The organism is Nitrospira lenta (genome assembly GCF_900403705.1).
Classification (GTDB): domain Bacteria; phylum Nitrospirota; class Nitrospiria; order Nitrospirales; family Nitrospiraceae; genus Nitrospira_D; species Nitrospira_D lenta.
In genome coordinates, this window is sequence record NZ_OUNR01000001.1 from 1 (window position 1) to 23,602 (window position 23,602).

Annotated in this window: 23 protein-coding genes and 3 tRNA genes; 8 read left to right on the forward strand and 18 right to left on the reverse strand. The window is 59.1% G+C overall.

What is annotated here, in order from left to right; translation table 11 throughout:
* Positions 1 to 102: 102 nt before the first annotated feature.
* The 5 genes from NITLEN_RS00005 to NITLEN_RS00025 form a co-directional block, all read right to left on the reverse strand.
* Positions 103 to 178, reverse strand: a tRNA-Thr gene (locus NITLEN_RS00005).
* 49 nt (positions 179 to 227) lie between these two features.
* Positions 228 to 302 (reverse strand) — tRNA-Gly (locus tag NITLEN_RS00010).
* An 89-nt stretch (positions 303 to 391) separates the two neighbouring features.
* Positions 392 to 477 (reverse strand) — tRNA-Tyr (locus tag NITLEN_RS00015).
* A 235-nt stretch (positions 478 to 712) separates the two neighbouring features.
* Complete coding sequence (locus tag NITLEN_RS00020; protein WP_146216038.1) at positions 713 to 1,597, reverse strand: hypothetical protein; 885 nt, start codon at positions 1,595 to 1,597, stop codon at positions 713 to 715.
* Positions 1,598 to 1,670: 73 nt separating this feature from the next.
* Entirely contained in the window at positions 1,671 to 3,698 is a 2,028-nt protein-coding gene (locus NITLEN_RS00025; protein WP_121987538.1) for an ATP-dependent helicase, read from the reverse strand.
* A gap of 170 nt (positions 3,699 to 3,868) precedes the next feature.
* Between NITLEN_RS00025 and NITLEN_RS00030 the strand changes: the two genes are divergently transcribed.
* The 4 genes from NITLEN_RS00030 to NITLEN_RS00045 all read left to right on the forward strand — a co-directional run bounded on the left by NITLEN_RS00030 (position 3,869) and on the right by NITLEN_RS00045 (position 8,826).
* The gene (locus NITLEN_RS00030; RefSeq protein WP_121987539.1) at positions 3,869 to 4,717 is read left to right on the forward strand and encodes a hypothetical protein; all 849 of its coding nucleotides are present in this window, start codon (positions 3,869 to 3,871) and stop codon (positions 4,715 to 4,717) included.
* Between the two features lie 76 nt (positions 4,718 to 4,793).
* Complete coding sequence (gene glgP, locus NITLEN_RS00035) at positions 4,794 to 6,953, forward strand: alpha-glucan family phosphorylase (RefSeq protein WP_121987540.1); 2,160 nt, start codon at positions 4,794 to 4,796, stop codon at positions 6,951 to 6,953.
* A 50-nt stretch (positions 6,954 to 7,003) separates the two neighbouring features.
* Positions 7,004 to 8,356: a HEAT repeat domain-containing protein gene (locus NITLEN_RS00040; RefSeq protein WP_181416535.1), complete on the forward strand. Its 1,353-nt coding sequence runs from the start codon at positions 7,004 to 7,006 to the stop codon at positions 8,354 to 8,356.
* A gap of 14 nt (positions 8,357 to 8,370) precedes the next feature.
* Complete coding sequence (locus NITLEN_RS00045) at positions 8,371 to 8,826, forward strand: hypothetical protein (protein ID WP_121987542.1); 456 nt, start codon at positions 8,371 to 8,373, stop codon at positions 8,824 to 8,826.
* A gap of 1 nt (position 8,827) precedes the next feature.
* On the opposite strand, the gene NITLEN_RS00050 is transcribed toward NITLEN_RS00045, so the two are convergent.
* From NITLEN_RS00050 to NITLEN_RS00065, 4 genes are all read right to left on the reverse strand, one after another.
* Positions 8,828 to 9,658: a HEAT repeat domain-containing protein gene (locus tag NITLEN_RS00050; RefSeq protein ID WP_121987543.1), complete on the reverse strand. Its 831-nt coding sequence runs from the start codon at positions 9,656 to 9,658 to the stop codon at positions 8,828 to 8,830.
* Between the two features lie 43 nt (positions 9,659 to 9,701).
* Complete coding sequence (locus NITLEN_RS00055; protein WP_121987544.1) at positions 9,702 to 9,896, reverse strand: hypothetical protein; 195 nt, start codon at positions 9,894 to 9,896, stop codon at positions 9,702 to 9,704.
* 112 nt (positions 9,897 to 10,008) lie between these two features.
* Entirely contained in the window at positions 10,009 to 10,683 is a 675-nt protein-coding gene (locus NITLEN_RS00060; RefSeq protein ID WP_121987545.1) for a septal ring lytic transglycosylase RlpA family protein, read from the reverse strand.
* Between the two features lie 311 nt (positions 10,684 to 10,994).
* The gene (locus NITLEN_RS00065; protein ID WP_146216039.1) at positions 10,995 to 11,621 is read right to left on the reverse strand and encodes a hypothetical protein; all 627 of its coding nucleotides are present in this window, start codon (positions 11,619 to 11,621) and stop codon (positions 10,995 to 10,997) included.
* Positions 11,622 to 11,884: 263 nt separating this feature from the next.
* Between NITLEN_RS00065 and NITLEN_RS00070 the strand changes: the two genes are divergently transcribed.
* From NITLEN_RS00070 to NITLEN_RS00085, 4 genes are read left to right on the forward strand one after another with little or no spacing between them, the layout of a single operon-like run.
* Positions 11,885 to 12,874 (forward strand): ABC transporter ATP-binding protein, encoded by a 990-nt coding sequence (locus NITLEN_RS00070; RefSeq protein ID WP_121987547.1) that lies wholly within the window; start codon positions 11,885 to 11,887, stop codon positions 12,872 to 12,874.
* Positions 12,871 to 13,641, forward strand: a complete 771-nt coding sequence (locus NITLEN_RS00075; protein WP_121987548.1) for an ABC transporter permease — start codon at positions 12,871 to 12,873, stop codon at positions 13,639 to 13,641. The genes NITLEN_RS00070 and NITLEN_RS00075 overlap by 4 nt, the downstream gene beginning before the upstream one ends.
* A complete protein-coding gene (locus NITLEN_RS00080; RefSeq protein ID WP_121987549.1) occupies positions 13,638 to 15,161 on the forward strand; it encodes a GldG family protein in 1,524 nt (507 codons plus the stop codon). The genes NITLEN_RS00075 and NITLEN_RS00080 overlap by 4 nt, the downstream gene beginning before the upstream one ends.
* A gap of 4 nt (positions 15,162 to 15,165) precedes the next feature.
* A complete protein-coding gene (locus NITLEN_RS00085) occupies positions 15,166 to 16,545 on the forward strand; it encodes a DUF4340 domain-containing protein (protein ID WP_121987550.1) in 1,380 nt (459 codons plus the stop codon).
* Positions 16,546 to 16,577: 32 nt separating this feature from the next.
* Here NITLEN_RS00085 and ccmI read toward each other — a convergent pair whose 3' ends face one another.
* Genes ccmI through ccmA form a run of 9 tightly spaced genes read right to left on the reverse strand, consistent with a single transcriptional unit; the run spans position 16,578 to position 23,567 of the window.
* Positions 16,578 to 17,864 (reverse strand): c-type cytochrome biogenesis protein CcmI, encoded by a 1,287-nt coding sequence (ccmI, locus tag NITLEN_RS00090; protein WP_121987551.1) that lies wholly within the window; start codon positions 17,862 to 17,864, stop codon positions 16,578 to 16,580.
* Positions 17,861 to 18,328 (reverse strand): cytochrome c-type biogenesis protein, encoded by a 468-nt coding sequence (locus tag NITLEN_RS00095; protein ID WP_121987552.1) that lies wholly within the window; start codon positions 18,326 to 18,328, stop codon positions 17,861 to 17,863. The genes ccmI and NITLEN_RS00095 overlap by 4 nt, the downstream gene beginning before the upstream one ends.
* Positions 18,325 to 18,852 carry a DsbE family thiol:disulfide interchange protein gene (locus tag NITLEN_RS00100; protein ID WP_121987553.1) on the reverse strand — a complete coding sequence of 176 codons (528 nt, stop codon included), beginning with the start codon at positions 18,850 to 18,852 and terminating at the stop codon, positions 18,325 to 18,327. The genes NITLEN_RS00095 and NITLEN_RS00100 overlap by 4 nt, the downstream gene beginning before the upstream one ends.
* Positions 18,849 to 20,840, reverse strand: coding sequence for a heme lyase CcmF/NrfE family subunit (locus NITLEN_RS00105; protein ID WP_121987554.1), 1,992 nt, complete (start codon positions 20,838 to 20,840; stop codon positions 18,849 to 18,851). The genes NITLEN_RS00100 and NITLEN_RS00105 overlap by 4 nt, the downstream gene beginning before the upstream one ends.
* Before the next feature lie 19 nt (positions 20,841 to 20,859).
* The gene (ccmE, locus tag NITLEN_RS00110; protein ID WP_121987555.1) at positions 20,860 to 21,324 is read right to left on the reverse strand and encodes a cytochrome c maturation protein CcmE; all 465 of its coding nucleotides are present in this window, start codon (positions 21,322 to 21,324) and stop codon (positions 20,860 to 20,862) included.
* Positions 21,324 to 21,494 carry a heme exporter protein CcmD gene (gene ccmD / locus NITLEN_RS00115; protein WP_121987556.1) on the reverse strand — a complete coding sequence of 57 codons (171 nt, stop codon included), beginning with the start codon at positions 21,492 to 21,494 and terminating at the stop codon, positions 21,324 to 21,326. The genes ccmE and ccmD overlap by 1 nt, the downstream gene beginning before the upstream one ends.
* Entirely contained in the window at positions 21,491 to 22,255 is a 765-nt protein-coding gene (locus tag NITLEN_RS00120; RefSeq protein WP_121987557.1) for a heme ABC transporter permease, read from the reverse strand. Before NITLEN_RS00120 ends, ccmD begins: the two co-directional genes overlap by 4 nt.
* Before the next feature lie 11 nt (positions 22,256 to 22,266).
* Positions 22,267 to 22,950, reverse strand: a complete 684-nt coding sequence (ccmB, locus tag NITLEN_RS00125; RefSeq protein WP_219999357.1) for a heme exporter protein CcmB — start codon at positions 22,948 to 22,950, stop codon at positions 22,267 to 22,269.
* Positions 22,947 to 23,567 (reverse strand): cytochrome c biogenesis heme-transporting ATPase CcmA, encoded by a 621-nt coding sequence (gene ccmA / locus NITLEN_RS00130; protein ID WP_121988517.1) that lies wholly within the window; start codon positions 23,565 to 23,567, stop codon positions 22,947 to 22,949. The genes ccmB and ccmA overlap by 4 nt, the downstream gene beginning before the upstream one ends.
* Positions 23,568 to 23,602: the final 35 nt, after the last annotated feature.

Below are 23,602 nucleotides of genomic sequence, written 5' to 3' on the forward strand. Positions count from 1 at the left end.
TCAATCCTCCCTAAAAGAACATGCCGAGTGAATAGTGATCAACGCCGGATCAGCAACCTCGGCCTTCATCACTCGCCACCCTTTGGCCGTTACAGTCCTGCATGGAGCCCACGACGCGAATCGAACGCGTGACCTCGTCCTTACCAAGGACGTGCTCTGCCAACTGAGCTACGTGGGCATTTCGGTCCATCATCTGCATTCCACCCATGACACACATCTCAACTCGATGGAGCGGGCGATGGGATTTGAACCCACGACAGCCAGCTTGGAAGGCTGGAACTCTACCACTGAGCTACGCCCGCCCGAATATCGTCGCCACACATGTCGCGATCCCACCACACTACAGCCTGCTATACTTCGCGTCATGCACGGCACCACAACAGATCTACGCTGGTGGGCAGGCAAGGATTTGAACCTTGGAAGACATAAGCCAGCAGATTTACAGTCTGCCCCCTTTGGCCACTTGGGTACCTGCCCGTTCCAACTCGCCTGCGTGTTCGCCCCTCAAAACTCAAATCAAATTCAGCGAATTCACTCGCCACTTTTATACTGAAAAACTAGAGTAAGCCTGTCCGCACACAGCTCTCTCCCCTCATCGATGAGGAGAAACAGCTGATCTGGCGAACAAGGCTATTTCAAGAAACGCTGGATTCTATTGACGAAGTTGCGCCATGTCAAGAGGAGAAATGGTCCCTCTGCCTTTTTTTTCGCCCTATGAGGGCTCGACCTGGCAAGGCCTCCCCACGGAAATATTTTTACCCTGACCAACAGCCTTCGCGGCAGCCTCGATAATTTTTTCTGGCAAACCAAGCACTTGCTTCATCAGGCGCTGACTTTCCTCCAGTGAAAGCTGTGATCCTGGGGCAAGAAACCGCTTCTGCGTCACCCGCCGCTCGTCGGGATCCTGGGGGGCGTAATACCCTCGGAACTCACCCGCCTCAATCGCTCGACGAAACCGAGACACCCACTCACCGGAGAGCTGAGCGGTGTCATTCATCGACCGGCGCCCCTTCTTTTCGATCTCCAGCTGATTCCAGATAGCCCACCCGACAAACACCGCCCAGGTTTCATTCAGAGCTTCCCACGCTTCAGGATCGGAGAGATAGCGAACCTCCGTCTCGTGGCTCCGCTGGATCACCGGGGTAATCAACACCTCTCGGTACCGGCAGACCTGCATCTCGCGCGCAAACGCGATCAACCCCTGCTCAGGCCCCGGCAACACCCCGCCAGACTCCTTCGACTCAAGGTAATCGATATAGGCATGAAACAATTCGTGGTACAGCACCTCCAACTCTTTGGATGTCATCGTCGTAAGCGGCCGCACATCACGTCCCGCGGCATGAAACGACAGCGTCCGGTTCAAGACCATCCGATGCTCTCCCGGATGATACTCCGCCGCATAGGTGCGCAGATCGTCGAATTCAAATTGCACAAAGTCCGGAGGCATGGCCTTCAGAAAGCCGGTGGGCAATCGAAGCGTTGCCGCTCCGCTGATGAGCTGCTCCCACATCCGGGCGGACCCCGAAGCGCTTTGCCCTGCAGCCGGTGACGAGATCGCCGCCGCAGCGCAGAGCAGAGACAGGCCGACAAGAACCATGCAGGACCGTTGTATCAGGGAGCCGCGCATGCGACCTCAAACAAAATGGAGAGTGATTGAGATACCCCGCGAACTAATAGTAGGGATCATGAGACCGTCCCCACTCCCCTCGCCCGCCCTCTTCGACCAATGCCACCTGGTCCAACAGATCAGAAGACACATGGTCCAGGAACCGAGAAGGCTTCGACAACAACATCCCGCTGCTCTTGTCGTAGACATTAATGGGATAGGTCAGGAAGAGATGCCGCTTGGCCCGAGTGACGGAGACATAGAACAACCGCCGCTCCTCCTCCAAATCCTCATCCGCAACAAATGAATACACCGACGGAAACCGGCCATCCACAATCCAGATCACAAACACCGCCTGCCACTCCAACCCCTTGGCCGAATGGATCGTCGAGAGCACCAGCCGCTCATCATCCCGATCGGGCGCATCCACACCCGAGGCGCTCCCGTCCGGCGGCTCCAGGGCCAGGTCGGCAAGAAACTCGTTCACGCCGGGATAGCCTTCGGCAATCGTATGAAGATGATCGAGATCCCGCGTACGCTTGGGATAGTCGTCGTACTGCTCCTTAAGAATCGGAAGATAGTACTCGTAGATCTGGTTCACCTGCTCCGACGGCGAGCGCGCCTCGGCGCCCGAAAGACTCTCCAGCGTATTTGCCAGACTCTTGAGCCCCTGGCCGGAGCGGCCGCTCACCCCGCGTAATACGTCGAACGGCTGGCCGCCCTTCACAATCGCCGCGAGCAGATCATGAGCTTTCTTCGGCCCGACCCCTTCTACCAGCATCAGCACCCGATTCCAGCTGACCGTATCCAGCGGGTTCGCGATCACCCGCACATGCGCGAGCAGATCTTTGACATGCGCCGTCTCGATAAACTTGACGCCGCCACGCTTGATGAAAGGTAGCCCCTTGCGCGACAGCTCGATTTCCAGATCGAAGGAATGAAAGCTGGACCGGAACAGCACCGCCACTTCACTCAGCGGCACACCCTCTTCACGCAACTCCAGAATCTTCTGCGCAATAAAGCGGGACTGCGTGTTCTCCCCCGCCGCTTCCACCAGAGACGGCAACGGCCCGTCGATCTTCCGTGTGAACAAGCGCTTCGTATACTTCTCCGCCGCCTCGTCGATAATGCAGTTCGCCAGATTCAGAATCGGCTGTGTACTGCGATAGTTTTCTTCCAGCTTATAGATCTGCGTGCCGGGAAAGAGCTGCGGAAACTCCATGATGTTCTTGAATGTCGCCCCGCGGAACGCATAGATCGATTGCGAATCGTCCCCCACCACCATCACATTATTATGCGTCGCGGCCAACTTCCGAACCACTTCGGCCTGCAACCGGTTCGTATCCTGATACTCATCTACAAGAATGTAGCGGAACTGCCGCGAGATCGTCATCCGCGCCGTTTCGTCGAGCAACAACAGCTGCCGCAGCATCACCAGCAAATCGTCATAGTCGAGCAACTGCTTTTGCCGCTTCGCCGATTGATACGCCGTTTTCAACCGGCTCAAATCTTCGATGTGATCGGCAAAATGTCCGAACTCGTCGAGGATGATCTCTTCCAGCGAGCGCAGCGTGTTCTCGCTCTTGCTGATCATCTCCATAATCGTCCCCTTGCGGGGGAAGCGCTTATCCTTTTCATTCAACCCGAGCTGCGACCGAACCAGCGCAATCAAGTCTTCCGCATCGCCGCGATCTAAAATTGTAAAGCCCGGCTCCACCCCGATGGACCGCCCATAGCGCCGCAATAACAGATTCGCCACCGAATGAAATGTGCCGCCACATACGCGTTCACTGCGCGCGCCGATCAATTCACCGGCCCGCTGCACCATTTCTTGCGCTGACTTACGAGTGAATGTCAGGAGGAGAATATTCGAGGGATCGACCCCAGAATCAATCAGGTACGCCACGCGATAGACCAGCGTGCGCGTCTTACCGCTGCCCGCGCCGGCGATCACCAGCGATGGGCCTTCACCCGCCGTCACCGCCGCCAACTGTTGCGAATTCAACGCCGCGGCATAGTCGATCGACAGCTTGCGCGGCACAGCATCATCGTCAGAGCGTTTCAGGACGTACGTTTTAACTTCTCGTTCCATGGACCTGTAAGGGAGAGTGGTTGAGGAACCGCCGATCAGACGGTTGGGCTGTATAGCATATCGCCGAACCCCTTCTCAACGAGCCATCCCCTGCGCTAAGTCTCCGAAACCACCCCTTTCATCCCCAAACATTCCTCCGCTATAATTGCGCTCCTTGAACAGGAGCACGTATGGGAACCGCCAATAAAGAATATCACGCGCAACTTCGCCAACTCGCCGAACTCATGCTCGCCGTCTCGGGCGAATCCGTCACCATGATGAAACGCAACGCCCCGGAGCAGGCGCTGAAGCTGAAGCGGCAGGATGAGTGGGGCATCTATCTCGAATTCCTGAAGGTCATGTTCAACCTGACCGACCGGCTGACGGCGCTGCACATCCCAATCAAGGATCAATTGGAATTCATGAACGGATTGGAAGACGCGGTGACCACTCAATTAAAAACCGTCCTAGAGCCGGCCTTCGGTAACAATGCGGATCAAATGGAAATCGTCCTAACAGTCGGCAATGCCGTGGCCGAAAGTCGCGACCTTTACGAGAAGTACAAGTTCCTCATTACCGAAGATTCCAAACCGAAGAATGAACTCTTTCAGGTCTTTGCTGAGCGCGTCGCCCAAGCACTGGGGGCGTCGCAGAACGGCCAGGTCATTGCCGCCGCAACCCTGTGCGCAAGCGCCATCATTCCCGCAGTCAGCGCCGTCCTGCAAGGACAAGCGCCACCCACGGCCGCGCCTTCCACTCCGACTCAGCAACCAGCGAAGGCCACCGGCAACGGTGAGCAGGCCAAGAAAGGTCCGACGGGACAGGACATCAAGCTGGTAAGCCTCATGTCGAATGTGAGCGGCGAAGAAGTCGAAACCCGCTGGGGCCTCCATCCGCGTTTTCGCGGGGATCTCACGCCCGCTGAGCTGCAGCAACTCACCAAGCACCTGAACCGAGTTGCAAAAATCCTTGGCGAACGCTACGCCGCCGTGGCATTCTCCGAGGAATGGAACTCATGGCACAAGACCGGACACGCCTGACCCCGGCACGATTGATCCGCCCGTCTTCGCCAGTCTCCTCTAACCCCTACACCGCACCCCAGGCAAAGGAGTCCGTGTGAATACCGTCGATAACGCGAATCCTATTCCCAAGCACCTCCCGCAGAATCTGATCCGTCTGGCCGAGCTCTCACAAAATCTCTGGTGGAGCTGGACGCTGGAAGCCCGACAGCTGTTCGAACAAATTGATCCGACGCTCTGGTACTTCACCCATCACAATCCCGTTCGTCTACTCCAGGAAGTGAAACCCGAACGGCTTCAAGAACTCGCGCACGATCCGGTCTTCGTCCGGTTTTACTCGGCGGTGATGAAACGCTTCGACGAATACCGCTTGGGCAACGGCACCTGGTACGGCAAGACGTACGGCCATCCGAAGAGCCCATCCATCGCCTATTTCTCCGCAGAGTTTGGCCTGCACACCTCTATCCCCATCTATAGCGGCGGCCTGGGCATCCTCGCGGGCGACCACTGCAAAGAAGCCAGCGACCTGGGTGTGCCGCTCGTAGGAATCGGCTTCATGTATCCGCAAGGCTACTTTCGCCAGCGGATCACACCGGAGGGCTGGCAAGAAGCAGCCTATGCGCCGTTCAACCGCGAAGAGTCCCCGATCCGCCCCGCCCTTACCCCGTCAGGCACACCCTGCAAAATTACGGTGGTGATGGGGCATCGTACGGTGGCGGCACAGGTGTGGCGCGTCGAAGTCGGACGCATCGTGCTCTATTTGATCGACACCGATGTCCCGGAAAATAACCCGGAGAATCGGGCGCTCTCGGCCCGTCTGTACGGCGGCGATCAGGAAATTCGTCTCTGCCAGGAAATCCTCCTGGGCATCGGCGGCGTGCGCATGCTGCGGGAACTCGGGATCAATCCGACCGTCTTCCATGCCAATGAAGGACACTCGGCTTTTCTCACATTGGAACGTATCCGCGAATTCGTCCAGAAGGGATCGACCCACGCTGAGGCCAGTGAACTCGTTCGCCAAAGCACGGTCTTTACGACCCATACCCCGGTCCCGGCCGGCCATGATGTCTTCCCCTATTATTTGATGGACCGTTATTTCACGGGCTACTGGGAACAACTGGGATTGAGCCGAGAGGAATTCCTCCGGCTGGGTGAAACCCCGGAATCGCGCGGACAGGGTTTCAACATGACGGCGCTGGCCATGAACCTGGCGGCGCACGTGAACGGCGTGAGTCGTGAACATGGCCGCGTCTCCCGCGAGATGTGGCAGCACCATTGGCCCGGCCTCGCGACGGACCTGATACCGATCAAGAGTGTGACGAACGGCATCCACGCCCCAACCTGGATCGGTCCGGATATGAGCCAGCTCTACGGCAAATTCATCGGCCCGGACTGGGCCGAACGCTGCGACGAACAGACCCAGTGGCAGCGCGTCAGCGATATCCCTGACAGCCAGCTCTGGGCCGTGCGGCAACATATGAAACGGAGACTCATGGGTTTCATCCGCGAGCGCGCCAGAACCGGATGGATCAACGGCCATCTGCAGTCCTCGCAAGTCATCGCCCGCGGAACGTTGCTCGATCCCGAAGCCTTGACCATTGGATTCGCCCGCCGCTTCGCCACCTATAAACGCGCCACGCTGCTCTTCAGCGATCTTGAACGGCTGAAACGTCTGTTACAAAATCATTGGCGGCCGGTGCAGCTCGTGTTCGCCGGCAAGGCCCATCCCGCCGATGAACCGGGACGCTACTTCATCCATGAGGTCGTAAATTTCTGCAATGACCACAAGCTCGGCGGCCACGTCGCTTTTCTCGAAGACTACGACATGCATATGGCCAAGTTCTTAGTGCAGGGAGTGGATGTGTGGCTCAACACCCCGCGCTTCCCGCTTGAAGCCAGCGGCACCAGTGGGATGAAAGCCGCACTGAACGGCGTCATCAATTGCAGCGTACTCGACGGCTGGTGGAAAGAAGGTTACAACGGCGCAAACGGATGGGGCATCGACCCACTGCCGCCCTCGACCGACCAGCACGAGCAGGATGTCCATGACGCGGAAGAGCTCTACCGCCTGCTTGAACAAGAAATCGTACCCCTTTACTATCAGCGCGACCTCGACGGCACGCCGCGAGGCTGGCTCCAAATGGTGAAGGAATGTATCCGGACGATCGCCCCGCAGTTCTGCACAAAGCGCATGGTGAAGGACTACGTCGAGACGATGTACAGCAAAGCCGCTGTCCGCACACCGTCGTCATGGTAAACGCCGCCGCCGCGGGACATCCCCATCGTGCGCGGCGGAGCGCTCTGACTGTGGCACTCTGCTGCGCCGTCATGACGGGTCTGCTGCTCCAACTTGCAGCACCAAGTGAAACGTCGGCGGCAACCTCCGCGACTTCCGCCCAAGACAAAGACCTCCCCGCGCTCTTTAAAGCGGGCGACTATCCGGCCATCGTGCAGCGCTTTCAGGCGCTCCCCAAAGACGCCACGCCGTCAAAAGAGATGCTCCGCCTGGCCTTCCACAGTTTGGTGAAACTCGGCCGCGGGGAAGAAGCCCTGCCGTTGTATCCTCGACTCAAGACGGAAGGCCAACCGGACGATCTGACGTTGCTCAGCCCCCTCGCGCTTAGTCTCGTGACCAGCCGTGTGCGCGATCAGAAAGAACATGTGCGTATCGCTGCCTACACAGTCTTGGCCGAGCTAGGCCTTCCGGAAACCGGCCCGCTGCTGGAAGACGGTCTGCTGAATAGCTCGGTGTTGGTCCGCGCACGCGCCGCGGAAGCGATCGGACGCGCCGGGCTCGCCGCCAAGTCGGGCGCGCTGAAACGGGCCATCAACGACGAAGCACCGAGCGTCCGCATCGCCGCCATGAATGCGTTGGGTGATGCCCGCATCATGGAGATGAAACCGCGGTTGATTGAAATCGGCCGGACCGAAGAAGGTCCCGAGGCCATTTTTGCCTATGCGGCTCTCTTTAAGATGGGCCAAACCGACATGCTCATCGACATCACCAACGCCGCCACCTTACCGGATGCCGAAGTCCGCATGGCCGCGATCGGGGTCCTCGGCCGACTGAAACGACCGGCCAGTCTGGCCGTACTCAGTCAGGCCGTGTACGATCCCAACCCATCCGTGCGGGCCTTTGCCGCCGGAGCACTGGGAGAATTCGGATCCCCCGGAGGAGTCGCCCCGCTGACTCATGCGTTAGGCGATGAAATGGCGATGGTACGCGGCGTGGCAGCCGGCAGCCTGGGCCGGTTAGGCCTCAAGGAGAATCGCCCCTTGTTGCAAGCCCTTACCAAGGATCCCAGCCTGCAAGTGCGAGCCAGCGCTGCGGAAAGCCTGCTTCGCCTGGGTGATTCATCGGTCTTGCTCATGGCGGCCGACCTGGCGAGAAACCCGGATCCGTCTATTCGAGGAAGCGCGGCCCAAGCCCTGAGTGCAACGTCTGACAAGGAAGCGTTGTCGGTACTGCAGGCGCTGCTCCAGGATCAACAACCGCTCCCGCGGCTCATGGCCGCAAAGGCCTTGGGCAAGCTCTCCGGGCCCGTGATTCCGATTCTTCTGAAAGGGCTGCAAGACTCCGATGAGGCCGTGCGGATCACCGCAGCCGGCAGCCTCTTGCAACAGACCGCCCGCGCCGCACGACCCACGCGTCGGCCCTAAACATCCGGAGGCCCATGCTCAAATTTCTCGGAACCCTGATTCTGATCGCCGCCTCATTCGGTGCCGGCTATTATGTGGGGCAGCGCCCAGTCGGCACTCTCCAGCACACCGTCACCGACCTGCAGGAATCGATTACGAAGCTGTCACGCAATGTCTTGGATACCACGCAGGGCATTGAGCGAGATCTGCGGCGGCGCCAGGGGCTCGTAGATGCGAAGTCACGGGTTGTGCAAGCGAAGGCCAATCTATTCGATCGCAACTTTGGAGACGCCGCGAAAGAACTGGGGGAAGCGGTGACGGTCTTGGAACTCGCCACCAAAGGCGCAAAGGCCGATCCTACACTCGACGCAGTGCGAGAGCTGGCCAGCGCGTTACGGGAAGTACGCTTAGAAGTCGCGATGGGAAAGTCGATGCCGATGAAACGGCTCGATGAGATCCAGCTGAGGCTGGACAAAGAACTGAGCCGGTAAGCTAGGCATTCGCCGGTTGGGAGACCGGCTGCTTCTTCCACTTGGCCAGGATCCGCTCGACACGCATCTTCACCACCATATCGGGATCCTTGAGCAGCGGCTTGATCGCCTCACGACCCCGGTCATCGCCGATCGATTCCAATGCGGCCGCCGCAATCAGCCTGGTGAACCAATCCTTATCCTGCAACATGGCGATGAGCGGATCGATCGACTCGCTGTGCTTGATCCGGCCCAATCCCAATACGGCGCTCTGACGCACACTCTCTTCTCTATCCTTCAGTGCGGCGATAAATTTCGGTACCGCCGGCTCACCGAGTTCCACGAGCGCATTGATCGCGTCATCTTTGAACTCGTCGTTCCGCAACTGCACCATCAAGGGATCCAACACCCGTTCATCACGAATCTTTCCGAGGGCCAAGATGGCGTACTTCCGCACATCCCAGTCGCGGAGCAGCTTCAAGAGGATGTCGACGGCCGGGGAGCCGACCTGCCCGAGCGCCTCGATGGCGACTTCGCGCACTTGCCAGTCACCGTCGCGCAGTGCGCGTGACAACGGCTCGACACACCGCTCATCCCCCATCTCGCCGAGCGTAATGACGGCTTCGCGCCGCACGACCCAGTCCGGATCGCTGAGGAGATCGATCTGAATCTCGATCTCGTCCTTGACCTTCTCCTCTTCCAGGATAACCTGGTCGGGAGCGACGGCCATAAGCTCCTGGGAACCCGCAGGGGTCAGCGCCAGGTCTTCAGCCACCTTATCGGTCAGCTCATCGCTGGCAGGAAGCTGGTCGGAGGTCTCAGCGGACGGGGATGCTTGACGGGGGTGTTCCATAGTTCAATCCTACAACATTCGCTCGCACATCATGGTGACCGGACTACTTCGCGGGCGTCGCGGCCTTCTTTCCTGCCGCATGCTTCTGCCTGAGCGCCAAGGATCGGCGGCGGCGCTGTTCCCGCTTCAACCGTTTCCGCAAGGCCCGCACGGCGGCTCCGCCGTCATCCGCTTTCTTCGTGGTGAGTTTCTTCTTCAACTTGGCTTCTTCGGATTCTCCTGCCGTCTTCTTCGCCATGCCGTCTGACTCCTCTTCCTCAAATCGATAATGGGCGTGATCTGCCCTTGAATTTTGACGGCCCAGTGTAGAGGAGACCTTCCAGCACTGTCAACCGCGCCGGCTCCCGCCGCTATCCGATGACGAGCGTGATGTTTTCAGTATGGGCCGTATGGTCGGCCGCTAAGAAGGACGGGACTCGACGAATGCGCCGCTGCATCAACACATCGGTCGGCAGAATGCGCGGACGATGCGCCGACGAGGAAACCGGCAATCCCAATGTAGCGACGGGAGGAACCCGGATGGCGAGCGGGTCGAGATGGTGGACACTGAGGAGCGCGGATTGCGTCGAAGGAGCCTCTTCTTCCGCCAGCACAAAGTCCGGACGGCGGTCTCCAACGACCTCCAACTGAATCACAGACAATCCGTTCTGCACCATGCCCAACTTCACGGCCGCGGCCTGAGAAAGATCGAGGATCCGGCCATTCACATAGGGACCGCGATCGTTGATTCGCACACGGACATGCTTCCCGTTCGTCAGGTTCACCACGCGCACCATGCTGCCGAGCGGAAGAGTCCGGTGCGCGGCGGTCAGGGCCTGCATGTCAAATAGCTCCCCATTGGCAGCCTGTTTGCCATGAAACTGCTCCCCGTACCAGGAAGCAATGCCCCGGTCCTTAATGCCGACATCCAGTCCGGTTTCTCCCTTCGGCACCCACGAGCAGGCGCCGAACGATACACAGAGGGCGGCCACGAGGACCCCCGAAAGGCCGATGCGCGGATGTGTCGTACAGATTTGACGTGTCATCTTCGTTCAATCCTCCACTTGTAGGCTAGGACGTCCGGCTCACAGGTGTCAGCCTACGGGAGGTTGCCGGCCTCAACAATACCGACTGCGTACTCCTTACCCCCTACATTTGTACGGGGGAAATCCCGGGCACATTCACAATCGGGTGGTACGAGAACGAACACAACGGCATGTTTCGAAAGAACGCGGTGACGCTATATATAGGGAGGACGGGAAAAGAGTCAACCTGCGGCCAGGGATAGAGCCGGCCCAAACGACGACCGCACGTCCGGGAAACCGACCTGGAGTCGGCTTCCCGGAACAGATGGCGACTAGCGAAAACGCAATGCCGTTCCATCAAATTTGGTCGTGCTCATGAACTTTTCAAAGTTCCGTTCCAACACTTCACTCACAAGTTCCTCGCCGTCTTCAGGGGCATACCAGAACACGGTGTAGTTCCCCGTGTGGCTATTGGTACTAGTGATCGAACTTCCGTCCACCTGGTTAGCCGCATGCACGGTCATTTTACTCTTCGCGGTGATGTCCGTGGATCCGACGACACCATGCGCGTCAGCCGACAACTCGAGAACCTTCCCGGAGATCACCACATCCGCTCCCCCGGTCTGACTGGCAGAGGCCGCATACTGCGCCCGCCATCCCTTACGGGTCAGATAGTCGGCGAACGCTTTGGCCGTGGCTTCTCCGACCGTCCCGCTCTTGACGGTCAAGACCTGATCGGCACCCCAGAGTGAATGACGCGTCCCCAGCTTCGTACGGTCAGACCGGTCGTCCTGAAAAGGAATCACGACCACTTTGACCGAGCTGACGGGAGCCGCCGCGGTCGGCGTTGCGGCAGGAGTGATCCCCACATTCATCGGCACCGCTTCACCCTTGGCCGCACACCCTCCTAACCACACCAGGCTGCCCAATAGCATTGCGCTCCAAGCCATCTGTTTCACACGGACCTCCTCTGAGAGAAAAATAAGTGGTGACCATCGAGTCAGCGATGAATCGTATTCGGCGACGCGGGGAAAAACTCTAGCAGGTCACTCCCCAACTGTAAAGATTGCTTCTGCCGGTATCGGAGGCCGTTAGTGTTAGCCGGTGCCGTATTGACTGATCCCGGCGGACTCAGTAAGATCCGACGCGTGATGACGATGTGCTCGTGCAGTGCGATCGTACGACGAACTCCTTCACAGTTGATTACCCCGACACCATAGTCATGATTGACGTTCAGAACATTACCAAGCGGTATGGGAATCTCACGGCCATCGACCGGGTCACCTTTTCCGTGGCCAAAGGCGAGGTGTTGGCATTTCTTGGCCCGAACGGCGCCGGGAAGACCACCACCATGCGCATTCTCACCTGTTTCATGCCGGCCACCGAGGGCAGGGCTACAGTCGCCGGATTTGATTGCGCCGACCAGCCCCTCGACGTGAAACGCCGCATCGGCTATCTCCCGGAAACGCCACCGGTCTATCTGGAATTCACCGTCTCGGAATATCTGACCTTCGTCGGCCGGATGCGCGGCATGGTCGGCAAAAACCTCACGACGGCGATCGATCAATCCATTGAAAAGTTAGCACTAGGCACCGTCCGCCATCGCCTGATCGGCAACCTGTCGCGAGGCTATCGTCAACGCGTGGGGCTGGCTCAAGCCGTCCTGCATGATCCGCCGGTCTTGATTCTCGACGAACCGACCGTCGGGCTGGATCCGAAACAGATCATCGAAATTCGTGACTTGATCAAGGGGCTGGCCGGGTCGCATTCCGTGATCCTCAGCACGCACATCCTTCCCGAAGCCACCGCCGTCTGCCAGCGGGTTGTTATTATCAGCGGCGGACGGATCGTTGCCGAAGACACCCCCGATCAGCTGTCTGCGCGACTCCGGCATTCGGAAAAAATCTCGGTGACGATCAAAACGCCGCCGGACAACTGTCTGGCCAAGCTCCAATCCATCCCGGGCATTCTGAATGTGTTTCAAGGCCAGTCCGCCGGCACATTCCTCCTGGAATGCGCGCTGGGTCAGGACAAGCGTGATGAGGTCGCCCGGTTCATCATCGCCAATCAGTGGGGCCTCCTCGAACTACGGACCATCTCCATGACCCTTGAAGACGTCTTCCTGCAACTGACCCGCCATGAAGAGGGCATGACACCTCAAGCCGACCAGGTAAGCGAGCTCCCCCAGGCCACCCAGGAGACCGCCTCATGACTCCGGTACAGGCCATTATCGCGAAAGAACTGCGCGGCTACTTTGTGTCTCCGGTAGTCTATGTCGTCGGCGCCATCTTTTTGCTCATCTTCGGATTCTTGTCCTATCTCTACGTGGTCTATGCCGGCTATCAGGCCATCCAGATCATGCAGATGCAAGGCGGCCAGGCGCAGTTAAACTTGAACGACCTGGTCTTCCGGAATCTCTTCGCGAGTATGCGGTTTGTGCTCCTCATCATTCTCCCCATTCTCACGATGCGGCTCTTTGCAGAAGAGCGCAAACTGCGCACCTTCGAATTTCTGATGACCTCGCCGATCGGCATCAATGAAATCGTGGCCGGCAAATTCGTCAGCGTGTTTCTTGTCTTCTTGGGCCTCCTCGGCCTGACCGGCCTCGTGCCGACGGTCCTAATGCTCTTCAGCGACTTCGACTGGAATCCGATTTGGACCGGCTATCTCGGCATGACCCTGCTCGGCGCCCTGTTTATCTCAGTCGGTCTACTCGCATCGGCGATCACGGAAAACCAGATCGTCGCCGCGTTTCTCAGCTTCGGCATATTGCTGCTCATCTGGTTGATCTCCGGCTTGGGCGCGCTGTTGGGCGACACCACCCTGGGACAAATCATTTCGTATGTCTCGTTCATGGACCATTACGATCGCCTGGTGCGCGGCCTGATCGACACGAAAGACCTGGTGTACTTCTTCAGCAGCCTGGCCTTCATGCTCTTTCTCACCCACCGCGCGGTGGAATCGACCAGGTGGAAATGAGCCTGAAAGCCCTCCCGCTCGGCATCATTGGAACTGTCCTGGCCGTTGCCGGCCTGATCGCCTATAGCCTCACGCCTGATCTCCTGTGGGCCGTCACGATCGCGGAAGGACTGGCGCTCCTGTGCCTGGTCCTCTTTTTCATCCTGCATTTTGACGCCGTCAAAGCCTTTTCAAGCCGCCGCTCAACCCATATGGGAGCGAACAGCCTTCTCATGATTCTGCTGGTCACGGCTATTCTCGTGATTGTGAACTTCCTGGCGGCGCGCCATTCCATCCGTTGGGATCTCTCGGAGAATCAGAATTTCACCCTGGCGCCACAGACCTATCGTGTACTCCGCAGTCTTCCGCAAGATGTGAAGATTACCGTCTTCACGCGCGAAAAAGACCCTGGCTATACCGGCTACAAAGAGCGGCTTGAAAGTTATCGCCAAGCCTCGAATAAACTCACCGTCGAATTCGTCGATCCGGAACGGCAACCGAAAATCGCGCAGAACTACGGCATCTTCCGAACCGACACGGCCATCTTCGAGAGCAACGGACAAACGATTCGTATCACCAGTCCATCGGAAGTCGAACTCACCGGCGCGCTGATCCGTATTTCCAAACCCGCCAAGAAACGCATCGTCTTCCTAGAGGGCCACAGCGAACGCAGCCTGGAAGACAAAGAACGCAACGGCCTGTCCCTGGCAAAGGAAGCGCTGAGCAAACAGGGCTACGACATCGGCACTCTGTCGCTGCTGAAGGACGCGGCCGTCCCGGACGACACCGCCGTGCTCGTCCTCGCCGGTCCGCGCAACCAGGTGACCAAAGAAGAACAAGACCGCATTCGAACCTACGTGGACAAGGGCGGGCACCTGCTCGCGATGATCGACCCGGACACCAAGACTGAACTGGATCCATTGCTTGCCCACTACGGCCTCGGCTTGGGCCAGGGAGTCCTCGTCGATCTCCAAGATCGACTGGCCCAAGGGGACCTGACCTCCCTGTTGGTCCGCACCTTCACGGAGCATGAAATTACCCAGGACCTGACCGCGGCGGTCCTGTTCCCGCTCGCTCGCCACCTGATCTTCGATGAGCAGACCGGGAAAGACTGGGATTATGTCCCGTTGGCACGGACGTCCCCGAACAGTTGGGCCGAGACCAACATGCAAGGCCGTGTCGTCAGCTTGAATGAAAACGAAGACGTGAAGGGGCCCTTGCCGCTCGCCGCCGCGCTGGCACCCCAAAAGGCTCCGGAGGAAGGGAAGCCCAGACCAGCCATCGTGGTCATAGGCAATTCAACATTCGCCACCAATGCGTTTTTCAACTTCCCCGGCAACACCGACTTTTTCTTGCACACCACCGGATGGCTTGCCGAGGAGCGGGATCTGATCTCTATCGTCCCCAAAGAGCCGGCTCTCCGGCCTTTCATCCCGAATCCTACGCAAGAGCGGACATTGCTCTACATTCAAGTCCTCTTCCTCCCCATCATGACGATGCTGACCGGCGTGATGGTCTGGAGAAAACGTCGCAGGCTGTAACTCTATGCGCTATTGGCCCACATTACTTCTGCTGTTCATTCTGGCGGGACTGGGGAGCTACCTCTATTTCGTCGAATTGCCGGCGAAGCAAAGCGAAGAAAAACAGATTGTCGCGCAACAGAACCTTCTCCCCTTCGCTGAAACAGACATCACCGGACTCACCGTCTCCACGCCGCAGGGCGTCGTCGAGATGAAGCGACGAGACCAGAAGGGCTGGTCGATTACCGCGCCGCTTCAGACCGACGCCGATATGCGGGAAGTGCAGTCGATGATTCGGGCGCTCGTCACCGGAAAGGTGCTCCGCAGCGTCGAAGAAAATCCCAGCGCGCTGGCCCCATTCGGGCTCGAACAACCGATCACGACCATCACCGTCACCGCGGGCGCGCAACAGGAAACCCTGTCGATCGGCGACAACGGTCCCCTCTCCTCGACGCTCTACGTCCATCGGCATTCCTCACACAGCGTGCTCTTGACGGACCTGACCACGAAAAGCTTCGTCAATAAAACCTTGCTGACGTTCCGCCGGAAGGATCTGCTGCAATTTGTGCAAGCCGACCTCGACCGCGTGCGTCTGACCTACCCGACGACGGAAATCGTGCTCTACAATCTGTCAAAGAATAAACCCAAGCCGACGTGGAAAATCCGCTACCCGATCGAAGCCGAGGCGGACCAGACGGAAGTGCGCTCGCTGCTGTTCAAGATGGAAGATTTGAAAGCGCTCGGCATCATCGATCCCGGTCCTGAACGGACGGCGATTGCGAAGACGCTGACCACCCCAAAGCTGAAGATCACCCTACACACCACCGATGGGGATCAGACGGTGAAGCTCTATCAGCCCGATCCTGAGAGCGGGGAAGCCTTTGCTGAAACCAGACCGGATGCGCCGCTCTACCGGATCAACCCGCTGGTCATTAAAGATCTGTCGCGTGAGCTCTTCACCCTCCAGGACAAGCGCCTGTTGGGAATCGACTACACGGAGATCGCGATGCTCTCCGTGAAGACGCGAGATAAACAGTACGTATTGATCAATGAGAATGGCCAGTGGGTCCTCGAAGACCAACCGACAGAGAAACTGGTTCAGGAAGCCGCCGATCTGCTCGTCAGCCGCGTGGCCAATCTTCCCGCCGAAGAACGGGTCACCAAGCAAGCGGCCGCCCTGGCCCCCTATGGACTCGTCGCCCCGACGGCGGAGTTTGTCGCTACCGGGAGAGACGGCAAGATCGCCGGCCGCCTCACGCTCGGCACCCAGGCCGGTAACCTCATCTATGCGACCGGCGAGCGCCTACAAGGCGTCTTCCAGGCCCGCCCCGATCTCCTCAATCAGATTCCGGCCAAAGCCGAGCTCGTAGCCAAACCGGCCGACAAGAATGCGTCGGCGCACTAGACGGCAGGAACCATCCGGCAAGATCGTTCGAGCTAGGGGATTTCCCGGTCGATGACGATGGCGACGGTGTGTGTCCCCGATTGCAGCGGCTCACTCATCCCTTGAAGATCACCGCTCTTAGGCATGGCCTCGCCGGATTTCGACAGGCGAGCCACAATCACAACAGGGCCGACATCGGACAGCTTTCGCGATGGCATGGGGCTGGTCGAATCATCGAGTCGGAAGGTGAAGGGTAAATCTTTCCGGGTGGCGCGCACGATCGACACCGGCATGGGCGGACCGTTCACCTCGCGGGCAAAGACGAAGAGCGTATCGGTCGGCGAGCCTTTTTCGGCAAGACCCGGCGCAATCGTCACCTGACCGCTGATCGTAACCGCCGGTCCAGCCTGGTTGGCCGGATTCGCCGGTGCCGGCGGCGTTGAAACCTGCGCCGCCTGGCGACCACCCGCAAGTTCTCTCGCTTCGGCAATACCGGCCACAATTTCCTGGATCGCATCCGGATCCGTCCCGGGAGGCAGATTGGTACGCGCCTCTTCCCAGTAGGAGGCGGCACGGCCGAACTCTTTGTGATTGTAGGCCACCGTCCCAGCCAACATCAGAGCTTTGATATTTTTGGGATCGGCCTTCAGAGCCTGCTGAATCAATGCCTCCGGCCGACCGTCTAACTTCCGGCCGTTCAGCACACCCAACGCATCGGCATAATCCGCCAGCATTTGTGCGTCATTGGGAATCAGCCGCATCGCCGTCTCATAGATCGGGACCGCCTCTTGATGCCGCCCCAACTCCACATAAGCCCGGGCAAGTAACGACCACCCCACACCGTCGGTCGGATTCTGTTCGAGTTTGTTTTTCAGCCGTTCCGTCAAGGCCTCCATCTCACTCAGCGTGAAAGGCGCCCGCTCTCCACTCTCCTGCCCCGAGGCACCCGATGCCGTGAGACCGGAATGAATAATAGCCTGCGGACTGCCGAGCTTGGCGTACAACACAACGCTGACCGTGGGAATGACCAGGGCAAGGACGACAGCCACCGCTTTGCTGCTCAACTGAGGCCCGGATGCCGACGCTGGAATCTCCGCACGACCGGTCTCTTCAAGCACACGGCGATCCAACTCACGGCGAGCGATCTGATACTGCTCGTCGGTCAACACGCCGTTCCGGTGATCCTGCTCCAACTCAACGAACTGCTGCCGGTAGACCGACAGTCGCTTCTCCTGTTCACCCGCGTCCATGGCAACCGGACGCCGCAGCAAGGGCCAGAGCAACGGACCGAGGATCGCGAGCATTAGACCGGATACGACGAGCCAAAAAGTCACGATCATGGGTGTTTGGCTCCATCGGATAACAACTGTTCCACACGCGCATGGTCGGCGTCGGAGACAACAACTTCGGGAAGAGTTTTCTGCCTTCGCCGGACCGTCAGGATCATCGCCGTTCCTCCGATAGCAAGCAGAAGAAACGGCCCGACCCAGAGCAACGTGGTCGTCACTCGCAACGGCGGCCGGTACAACACAAAGTCCCCGTAGCGCTCGACGAGGAACTCGATGATCTCCTGATCGCTCATATTCTTCGCGATCATCTCGCGCACTTCCCGGCGCAGATCCTCAGCCAGCGGCGCATTGGAATCCGCCAGCGTTTGGTTTTGACAGACCAGGCAACGCAGTTCGACCGCTAAGGCCTTGAGTCGGGCCTCGGCCTGAGGATTCTCTGCCAACGGCCGCGCGTCTTGAGCCGCCGCCAGGCCAGGGATCGTCATCACACACAGCAACGCCCAGATCCGGATCATTGGTTCTGCAGCTCCCGTACAAGAGGAAGAATCTTCTTCTCCAGGATATCCTGATCCACCGGCCCGATCTGCTTGTACCTGATTGTCCCCGCCTTATCGATCACGTAGGTCTCCGGAACTCCGTAGACGCCATAGTTGATGCCGATCCGGCCGGCTTCATCGACGGCGACCAATTGATAGGGATTCCCCCAGCGTTGCAGCCAGGCCAGAGCTTCCGGTCTCGTGTCCTTATAATCCACGCCATAGATCGGCACTTCTCCGGACTTCGCCATCTGCATCAACACCGGATGTTCATCTTTACAGCCGCTGCACCAGGAGGCCCAGAAGTTCAGCAACCAGACTTTCCCCGCCAACTCCTTCGGTGCAAAGACCTTGTCCGGCTCGTGCAACTGAGGCAGGGAAAAATCAGGCGCCGCTTTGCCCACGAGCGGAGACGGGACCTCGCGGGGGTTCAAGGTCAATCCGACCGCGAGGAATCCCACCATCACCACAAAGATTGCAAGCGGAAGTAAAAAGCGCTTCATACAGTCGGAGACCCGACCGCTTGAGGGGCGGCAGATGCCGCCGTTTGTTCGCGGCGCCACGCCAGGCGATAGCGGCGATCGGTGATCGCCAATACTCCGCCTAACGCCATGATCAGACAGCCTCCCCAAATCCAGTCGATAAAGGGTTTGTGATAGAGCCGCACACTCCAGGCTCCGGCCTCAAGCGGCTCACCCAACGACACATAGAGATCCCGCCACAATCCCGAATCGATCGCCGCTTCGGTCATCGTTTGCTTCTGCACCATATATCGACGCTTCTCCGGATACATCACGGTGACATCGTGACCGTCCTTCGTCACGCGGAAGGTCCCGCGGGCGGCGATGTAGTTCGGGCCCGCAAATTCTTTCGCGCCATCGAACTGAAAGGTATAGGTCCCGATGGTCGCATGATCGCCGACATTCATCCGCAAATCCTGTTCGGTTTCAAACCCCTTCACCATCGTCACTCCGACGATGAAGACCGCGATTCCGCAATGGGCGATGATCATGCCCCAATAGGAGCGTGGCACCGCTGCGAGACGCGCGGCCAAACCGGCGCCGTCACCATGGGTCAGCCGTTCACGGACATTAATTACCGCCGTCGTCGCAATCCACAAGGCCAACAACAGGCCCAGACTGAGCAGCGGCGTCCATTTGCCCAGCACGAACGGCAGCAGCACAGCCGTGACGACACTGGCTCCGAAGGCCCAGCGCAGCCGTAAGGCGAGACTCGGCAGGCTCGCTTTCTTCCATTGGGCCAGCGGCCCGATACCCATCAGAAAAATGGCGGGCGTCATGAGGGGAACGAAGACCGTATCGAAATACGGCGGGCCGACTGAAATTTTCCCGAGTCCTAACGCGTCCAGAAACAGCGGATACAGCGTCCCCAGCAACACCGATCCCATGGCGACGACGAGCAACACATTGTTCGCCAGCAGCATCGCTTCACGCGAGACCAGATCGAATCCGCCGCCCAATCCGACGCGCGGCGCCCGCCAGGCATAGAGCAGGAGAGACCCGCCAATGACGATCGCCAGAAAGACCAGGATAAATAACCCGCGTTTAGGATCCGTCGCGAACGCATGGACTGAGGTCAACACACCGGACCGCACCAGGAATGTGCCGAGGAGACTGAGCGAGAACGCCATAATGGCCAGGAGCACCGTCCAGACCTTAAACCCGCCTCGTTTATCCGTCACCGCCAGCGAGTGAATCAACGCCGTCCCGGCCAGCCAGGGCATGAAGGAGGCATTCTCCACCGGATCCCAGAACCACCAGCCACCCCACCCCAATTCGTAGTAGGCCCATCCGCTGCCTAACGCGATCCCGACCGTCAAGAAGCACCAGGCGACCGTCGTCCAAGGGCGAGACCAGCGCGCCCAGGCTGCATCCAGGTTGCCACCCAGCAACGCAGCGATGGCAAACGCAAACGCGACGGAAAACCCCACATACCCCATATAGAGCATCGGCGGATGCATGACCATCCCGGGATCCTGGAGCAACGGATTCAGATCGCGGCCATCGAGCGCAGCAGGGATCAACCGCTCAAACGGGTTCGAGACCGTCAACATGAACAGGAGAAATCCGAGACTCACCAAACCCATGACGCCAAGAATGCGCGCCCGCATAGCTTCCGGAAGATGTTTCGAAAAGAGCGTCACCGCCATCATCCAGAGCGTCAGAATAAACGTCCACAAGAGGAGCGAGCCTTCATGAGCTCCCCAAATGGCGGCCAGACGATACTGCAGTGGCAGCTTGGAATTGGCATTCGCCGCAACATAGAGCACCGAAAAGTCTTTATCGGCAAACGCATAGCCCAGGCAACAGAAGGCGATGAGCACCAGCAGAAACTGCCCCCGCGCCGCAGGCTTCGCGACTGCCATGAGGGACGCGTTGCCGGACGCGGCTCCAAAAATCGGCACGGTGCCCTGGACGGCGGCGACACAGAGCGCGAGGATCAAAGCAAACTGGCCGATTTCTGGAATCATGCGGGTGTCCTACTCTCTATTACGGCGTCACGACAAGTGTATTGCTGCTCTGCTTCCCGGCGGCCTTGGCCTTGGCCATCGCCTCGGCGGCTTCCGGCGGCATATAGTTTTCGTCGTGCTTGGCCAGTACCTCGCTGGCCACGAAGGTCCCCTCGGGCGAGAGCTTCCCCTGAGCCACCGCCCCCTTCCCCTCCTTGAAGAGATCCGGGAGGATGCCCTTGTACATCACCGGGACACGTTTCACCGTATCGCTCATCACGAAATGGACGGTCAAGCCGTCGTTCTCCCGAGTGAGCGTCCCGGCTTCGACCATGCCCCCAATGCGGAAGCTTTGGCCTTTCGGCACTTCCCCGTTCGCCACCTGGGTCGGCGTGAAAAAGAACACCAGATTGCTTTGGAACGCGTTCAGGACCAACGCCGCGGCGATACCCAAGGCCACGAGGCCAAGACCGATCAGGCTGAATCGTTTTCGTCGCGGAGTCATCACTGGTTCACTCCTTCTTCAGGAGACTCAATCCGCAACGCCATGGCCTGACGGCGGCGCACCATCACGACTTCCCAGACCATGCACAGAGCGGTCATCCCAAACGACAGCCACACATAGAAACCATACCCGCCCATCGCCAGAAACTCCGAGAGGCTCCCCCACTTCATGAACGAACCTCCTTCAGGCTCTGCTCGAACACCGTCTGACTCGACCGCATCTGACGATTCCGCTCAAGTATCACACAACGCAGACGCACCAGAATCACCGCGATACTGTACATCCAAAAGCCCACGGTCATGAGCAACATCGCCATCAACATGGTCGCGGCCATCTTCGGCGCCGCCGTCATACTGACCGATGCGCCTTGATGCAGCGTGTTCCACCAGCGCACCGAAAAATAAATGATCGGCACATTGACCACGCCGACCAATGCGAACAACGCACTCGCCCGGTCCGCCCGGCGGAGATCATCGATCGAGGCATGCAACAGCATCACGCCCAGATACAAGAAAAACAAAATCAGCTCAGAGGTGAGCCGCGCATCCCAGACCCACCAGGCCCCCCAAGTCGGCTTCCCCCACAGGGCACCGGTAAAGAGCGCCAGAAAGGTGAACATCGCGCCGGTGGGAGCAATCGCTTGCGCCATCATAAAGGATGGACGCGCCTTCAACCCCAAACCGAGTCCCGCCCAGATGGCCATCACCACATACAGAAACATCGACATCCAGGCCGCCGGCACATGCACGAAGATAATGCGATAGGCATCCCCCTGCTGAAAGTCTGTGGGGGCAACGAAAAACCCCAGATAGAGTCCGGCCGCCATAAACAGGGCCGCCACGCCCGCACACCAGGGGATGAGCCTCCCGGCAAACGGATACAGGGCCTGTGGCGAGGAATACTTTGACCATGTGACGCGCGATTCGCTCATACTGTTCCCGTTTACTCTACCGCAATACGCACCGCTGCCGCCGCAGCCCAGGGGGCCAGCGGAAGCGCCACCATTAAGCAGGCCCCGAGCAGCGACAGATTGGCCTCTGCCCCGATCCCCGACACTGTACTGCTCACTGCGCCCGCGCCGAAAATCAACACCGGAATGAACAACGGCAAGACCAGCAGCGCTACCAGCATCCCGCTGCCACGCACTCCCAGAGTGAGCGCCGCCCCAATCGATCCGATCAAACTCAACGTCGGCGTTCCAAGCAGCAGCGACAGCGCGAGCACTCCCAACGCCTCTCCTTCCAACCCGAACTGCACTCCCAGCAACAGCGACAACAAGACGACCGGCAACCCGGACACCAGCCAATGAGCAACCACCTTGGCCAACACCAGCACCGTGAGCGGATGCGGAATCAACACCATCTGTTCTAACACGCCATCCTGGTAGTCCGCTGTAAAGACTCGCCCGAGCGAGAGCAGACAGGACAGCAGGGCCGCTACCCACAACACCCCCGGCGCGATCATCCGCAAGACGGCTGGCTCGGGGCCGACTCCCAAAGGAAACAGACTGGCGACCATGACAAAGAAAAATACCGTTGTCATCATGTCGGCGCGCCGGCGAAAAGCCAGCAGGAGATCCCGCCTCACGATCGCCCGCATCGCGCCGCCCCAACCAGACTGATTCATCCGGGAAGCCTCAGGTATCGCAGAGAGTCCCGAGGAAGCGCGACCTCTTGATGCGTCGCTACGACGGCCATCCCCCCCGCGTCCAGATGCTGTTTGAACCGCTGCGTCAGAAGCGTGATCCCGCCCTCGTCCAACGCGGCAAACGGTTCATCCAAAATCCACAGCGGCCGCCTCGACAGCCAAAGCCGGGCCAGCGCCACGCGGCGTTTTTGCCCCTGCGAAAGCACTCTTGTCGGCAACGCCTGGACGCGCCGCCCCAGGCCGACCGCCTGCAACGCCTCCTGCGCGGAACCCGCGGATGAATCATCACCGGACAGGTGCGCGGACATCTGCACATTCTCCACCGGCGTCAGATCATCCTTGATGCCGTTGAGATGCCCCAGATACGTCAGATGCTGCGTATACTCGTCGTTCATTCCGGCGATATCCGTCCCATTCCACCGGATCGTTCCTTGCTCCCCCGGGAGTAACCCGCACAACATGCGGAGCAAGCTCGACTTCCCACTGCCGTTCTCTCCCACAACCGCGAAGAGAAGACCGGGTGTCACGGTGACATTGAGACCGGAGAATAGTTCGCGCGCTCCGCGCGCGCAGGCCAGATCAATCGTTTCAAGCATCGTCAATGTGGTCCAAGAAAACGGCACAATCCCGG

Coding starts and splice junctions, on each gene's coding strand:
- ccmI (WP_121987551.1), bottom strand. CDS start 17,864: ATGATCGTGACTTTTTGGCTCGTCGTATCCGGTCTAATGCTCGCGATC.
- NITLEN_RS00120 (WP_121987557.1), bottom strand. CDS start 22,255: ATGAGCGAATCGCGCGTCACATGGTCAAAGTATTCCTCGCCACAGGCC.
- NITLEN_RS00055 (WP_121987544.1), bottom strand. CDS start 9,896: ATGGCGAAGAAGACGGCAGGAGAATCCGAAGAAGCCAAGTTGAAGAAG.
- ccmD (WP_121987556.1), bottom strand. CDS start 21,494: ATGAAGTGGGGGAGCCTCTCGGAGTTTCTGGCGATGGGCGGGTATGGT.
- NITLEN_RS00030 (WP_121987539.1), top strand. CDS start 3,869: ATGGGAACCGCCAATAAAGAATATCACGCGCAACTTCGCCAACTCGCC.
- ccmA (WP_121988517.1), bottom strand. CDS start 23,567: ATGCTTGAAACGATTGATCTGGCCTGCGCGCGCGGAGCGCGCGAACTA.
- NITLEN_RS00080 (WP_121987549.1), top strand. CDS start 13,638: ATGAGCCTGAAAGCCCTCCCGCTCGGCATCATTGGAACTGTCCTGGCC.
- NITLEN_RS00075 (WP_121987548.1), top strand. CDS start 12,871: ATGACTCCGGTACAGGCCATTATCGCGAAAGAACTGCGCGGCTACTTT.
- NITLEN_RS00025 (WP_121987538.1), bottom strand. CDS start 3,698: ATGGAACGAGAAGTTAAAACGTACGTCCTGAAACGCTCTGACGATGAT.
- ccmE (WP_121987555.1), bottom strand. CDS start 21,324: ATGACTCCGCGACGAAAACGATTCAGCCTGATCGGTCTTGGCCTCGTG.
- ccmB (WP_219999357.1), bottom strand. CDS start 22,950: ATGAATCAGTCTGGTTGGGGCGGCGCGATGCGGGCGATCGTGAGGCGG.
- NITLEN_RS00105 (WP_121987554.1), bottom strand. CDS start 20,840: ATGATTCCAGAAATCGGCCAGTTTGCTTTGATCCTCGCGCTCTGTGTC.
- NITLEN_RS00095 (WP_121987552.1), bottom strand. CDS start 18,328: ATGATCCGGATCTGGGCGTTGCTGTGTGTGATGACGATCCCTGGCCTG.
- NITLEN_RS00100 (WP_121987553.1), bottom strand. CDS start 18,852: ATGAAGCGCTTTTTACTTCCGCTTGCAATCTTTGTGGTGATGGTGGGA.
- NITLEN_RS00045 (WP_121987542.1), top strand. CDS start 8,371: ATGCTCAAATTTCTCGGAACCCTGATTCTGATCGCCGCCTCATTCGGT.
- NITLEN_RS00020 (WP_146216038.1), bottom strand. CDS start 1,597: ATGGTTCTTGTCGGCCTGTCTCTGCTCTGCGCTGCGGCGGCGATCTCG.
- NITLEN_RS00085 (WP_121987550.1), top strand. CDS start 15,166: ATGCGCTATTGGCCCACATTACTTCTGCTGTTCATTCTGGCGGGACTG.
- NITLEN_RS00050 (WP_121987543.1), bottom strand. CDS start 9,658: ATGGAACACCCCCGTCAAGCATCCCCGTCCGCTGAGACCTCCGACCAG.
- NITLEN_RS00070 (WP_121987547.1), top strand. CDS start 11,885: ATGATTGACGTTCAGAACATTACCAAGCGGTATGGGAATCTCACGGCC.
- NITLEN_RS00060 (WP_121987545.1), bottom strand. CDS start 10,683: ATGACACGTCAAATCTGTACGACACATCCGCGCATCGGCCTTTCGGGG.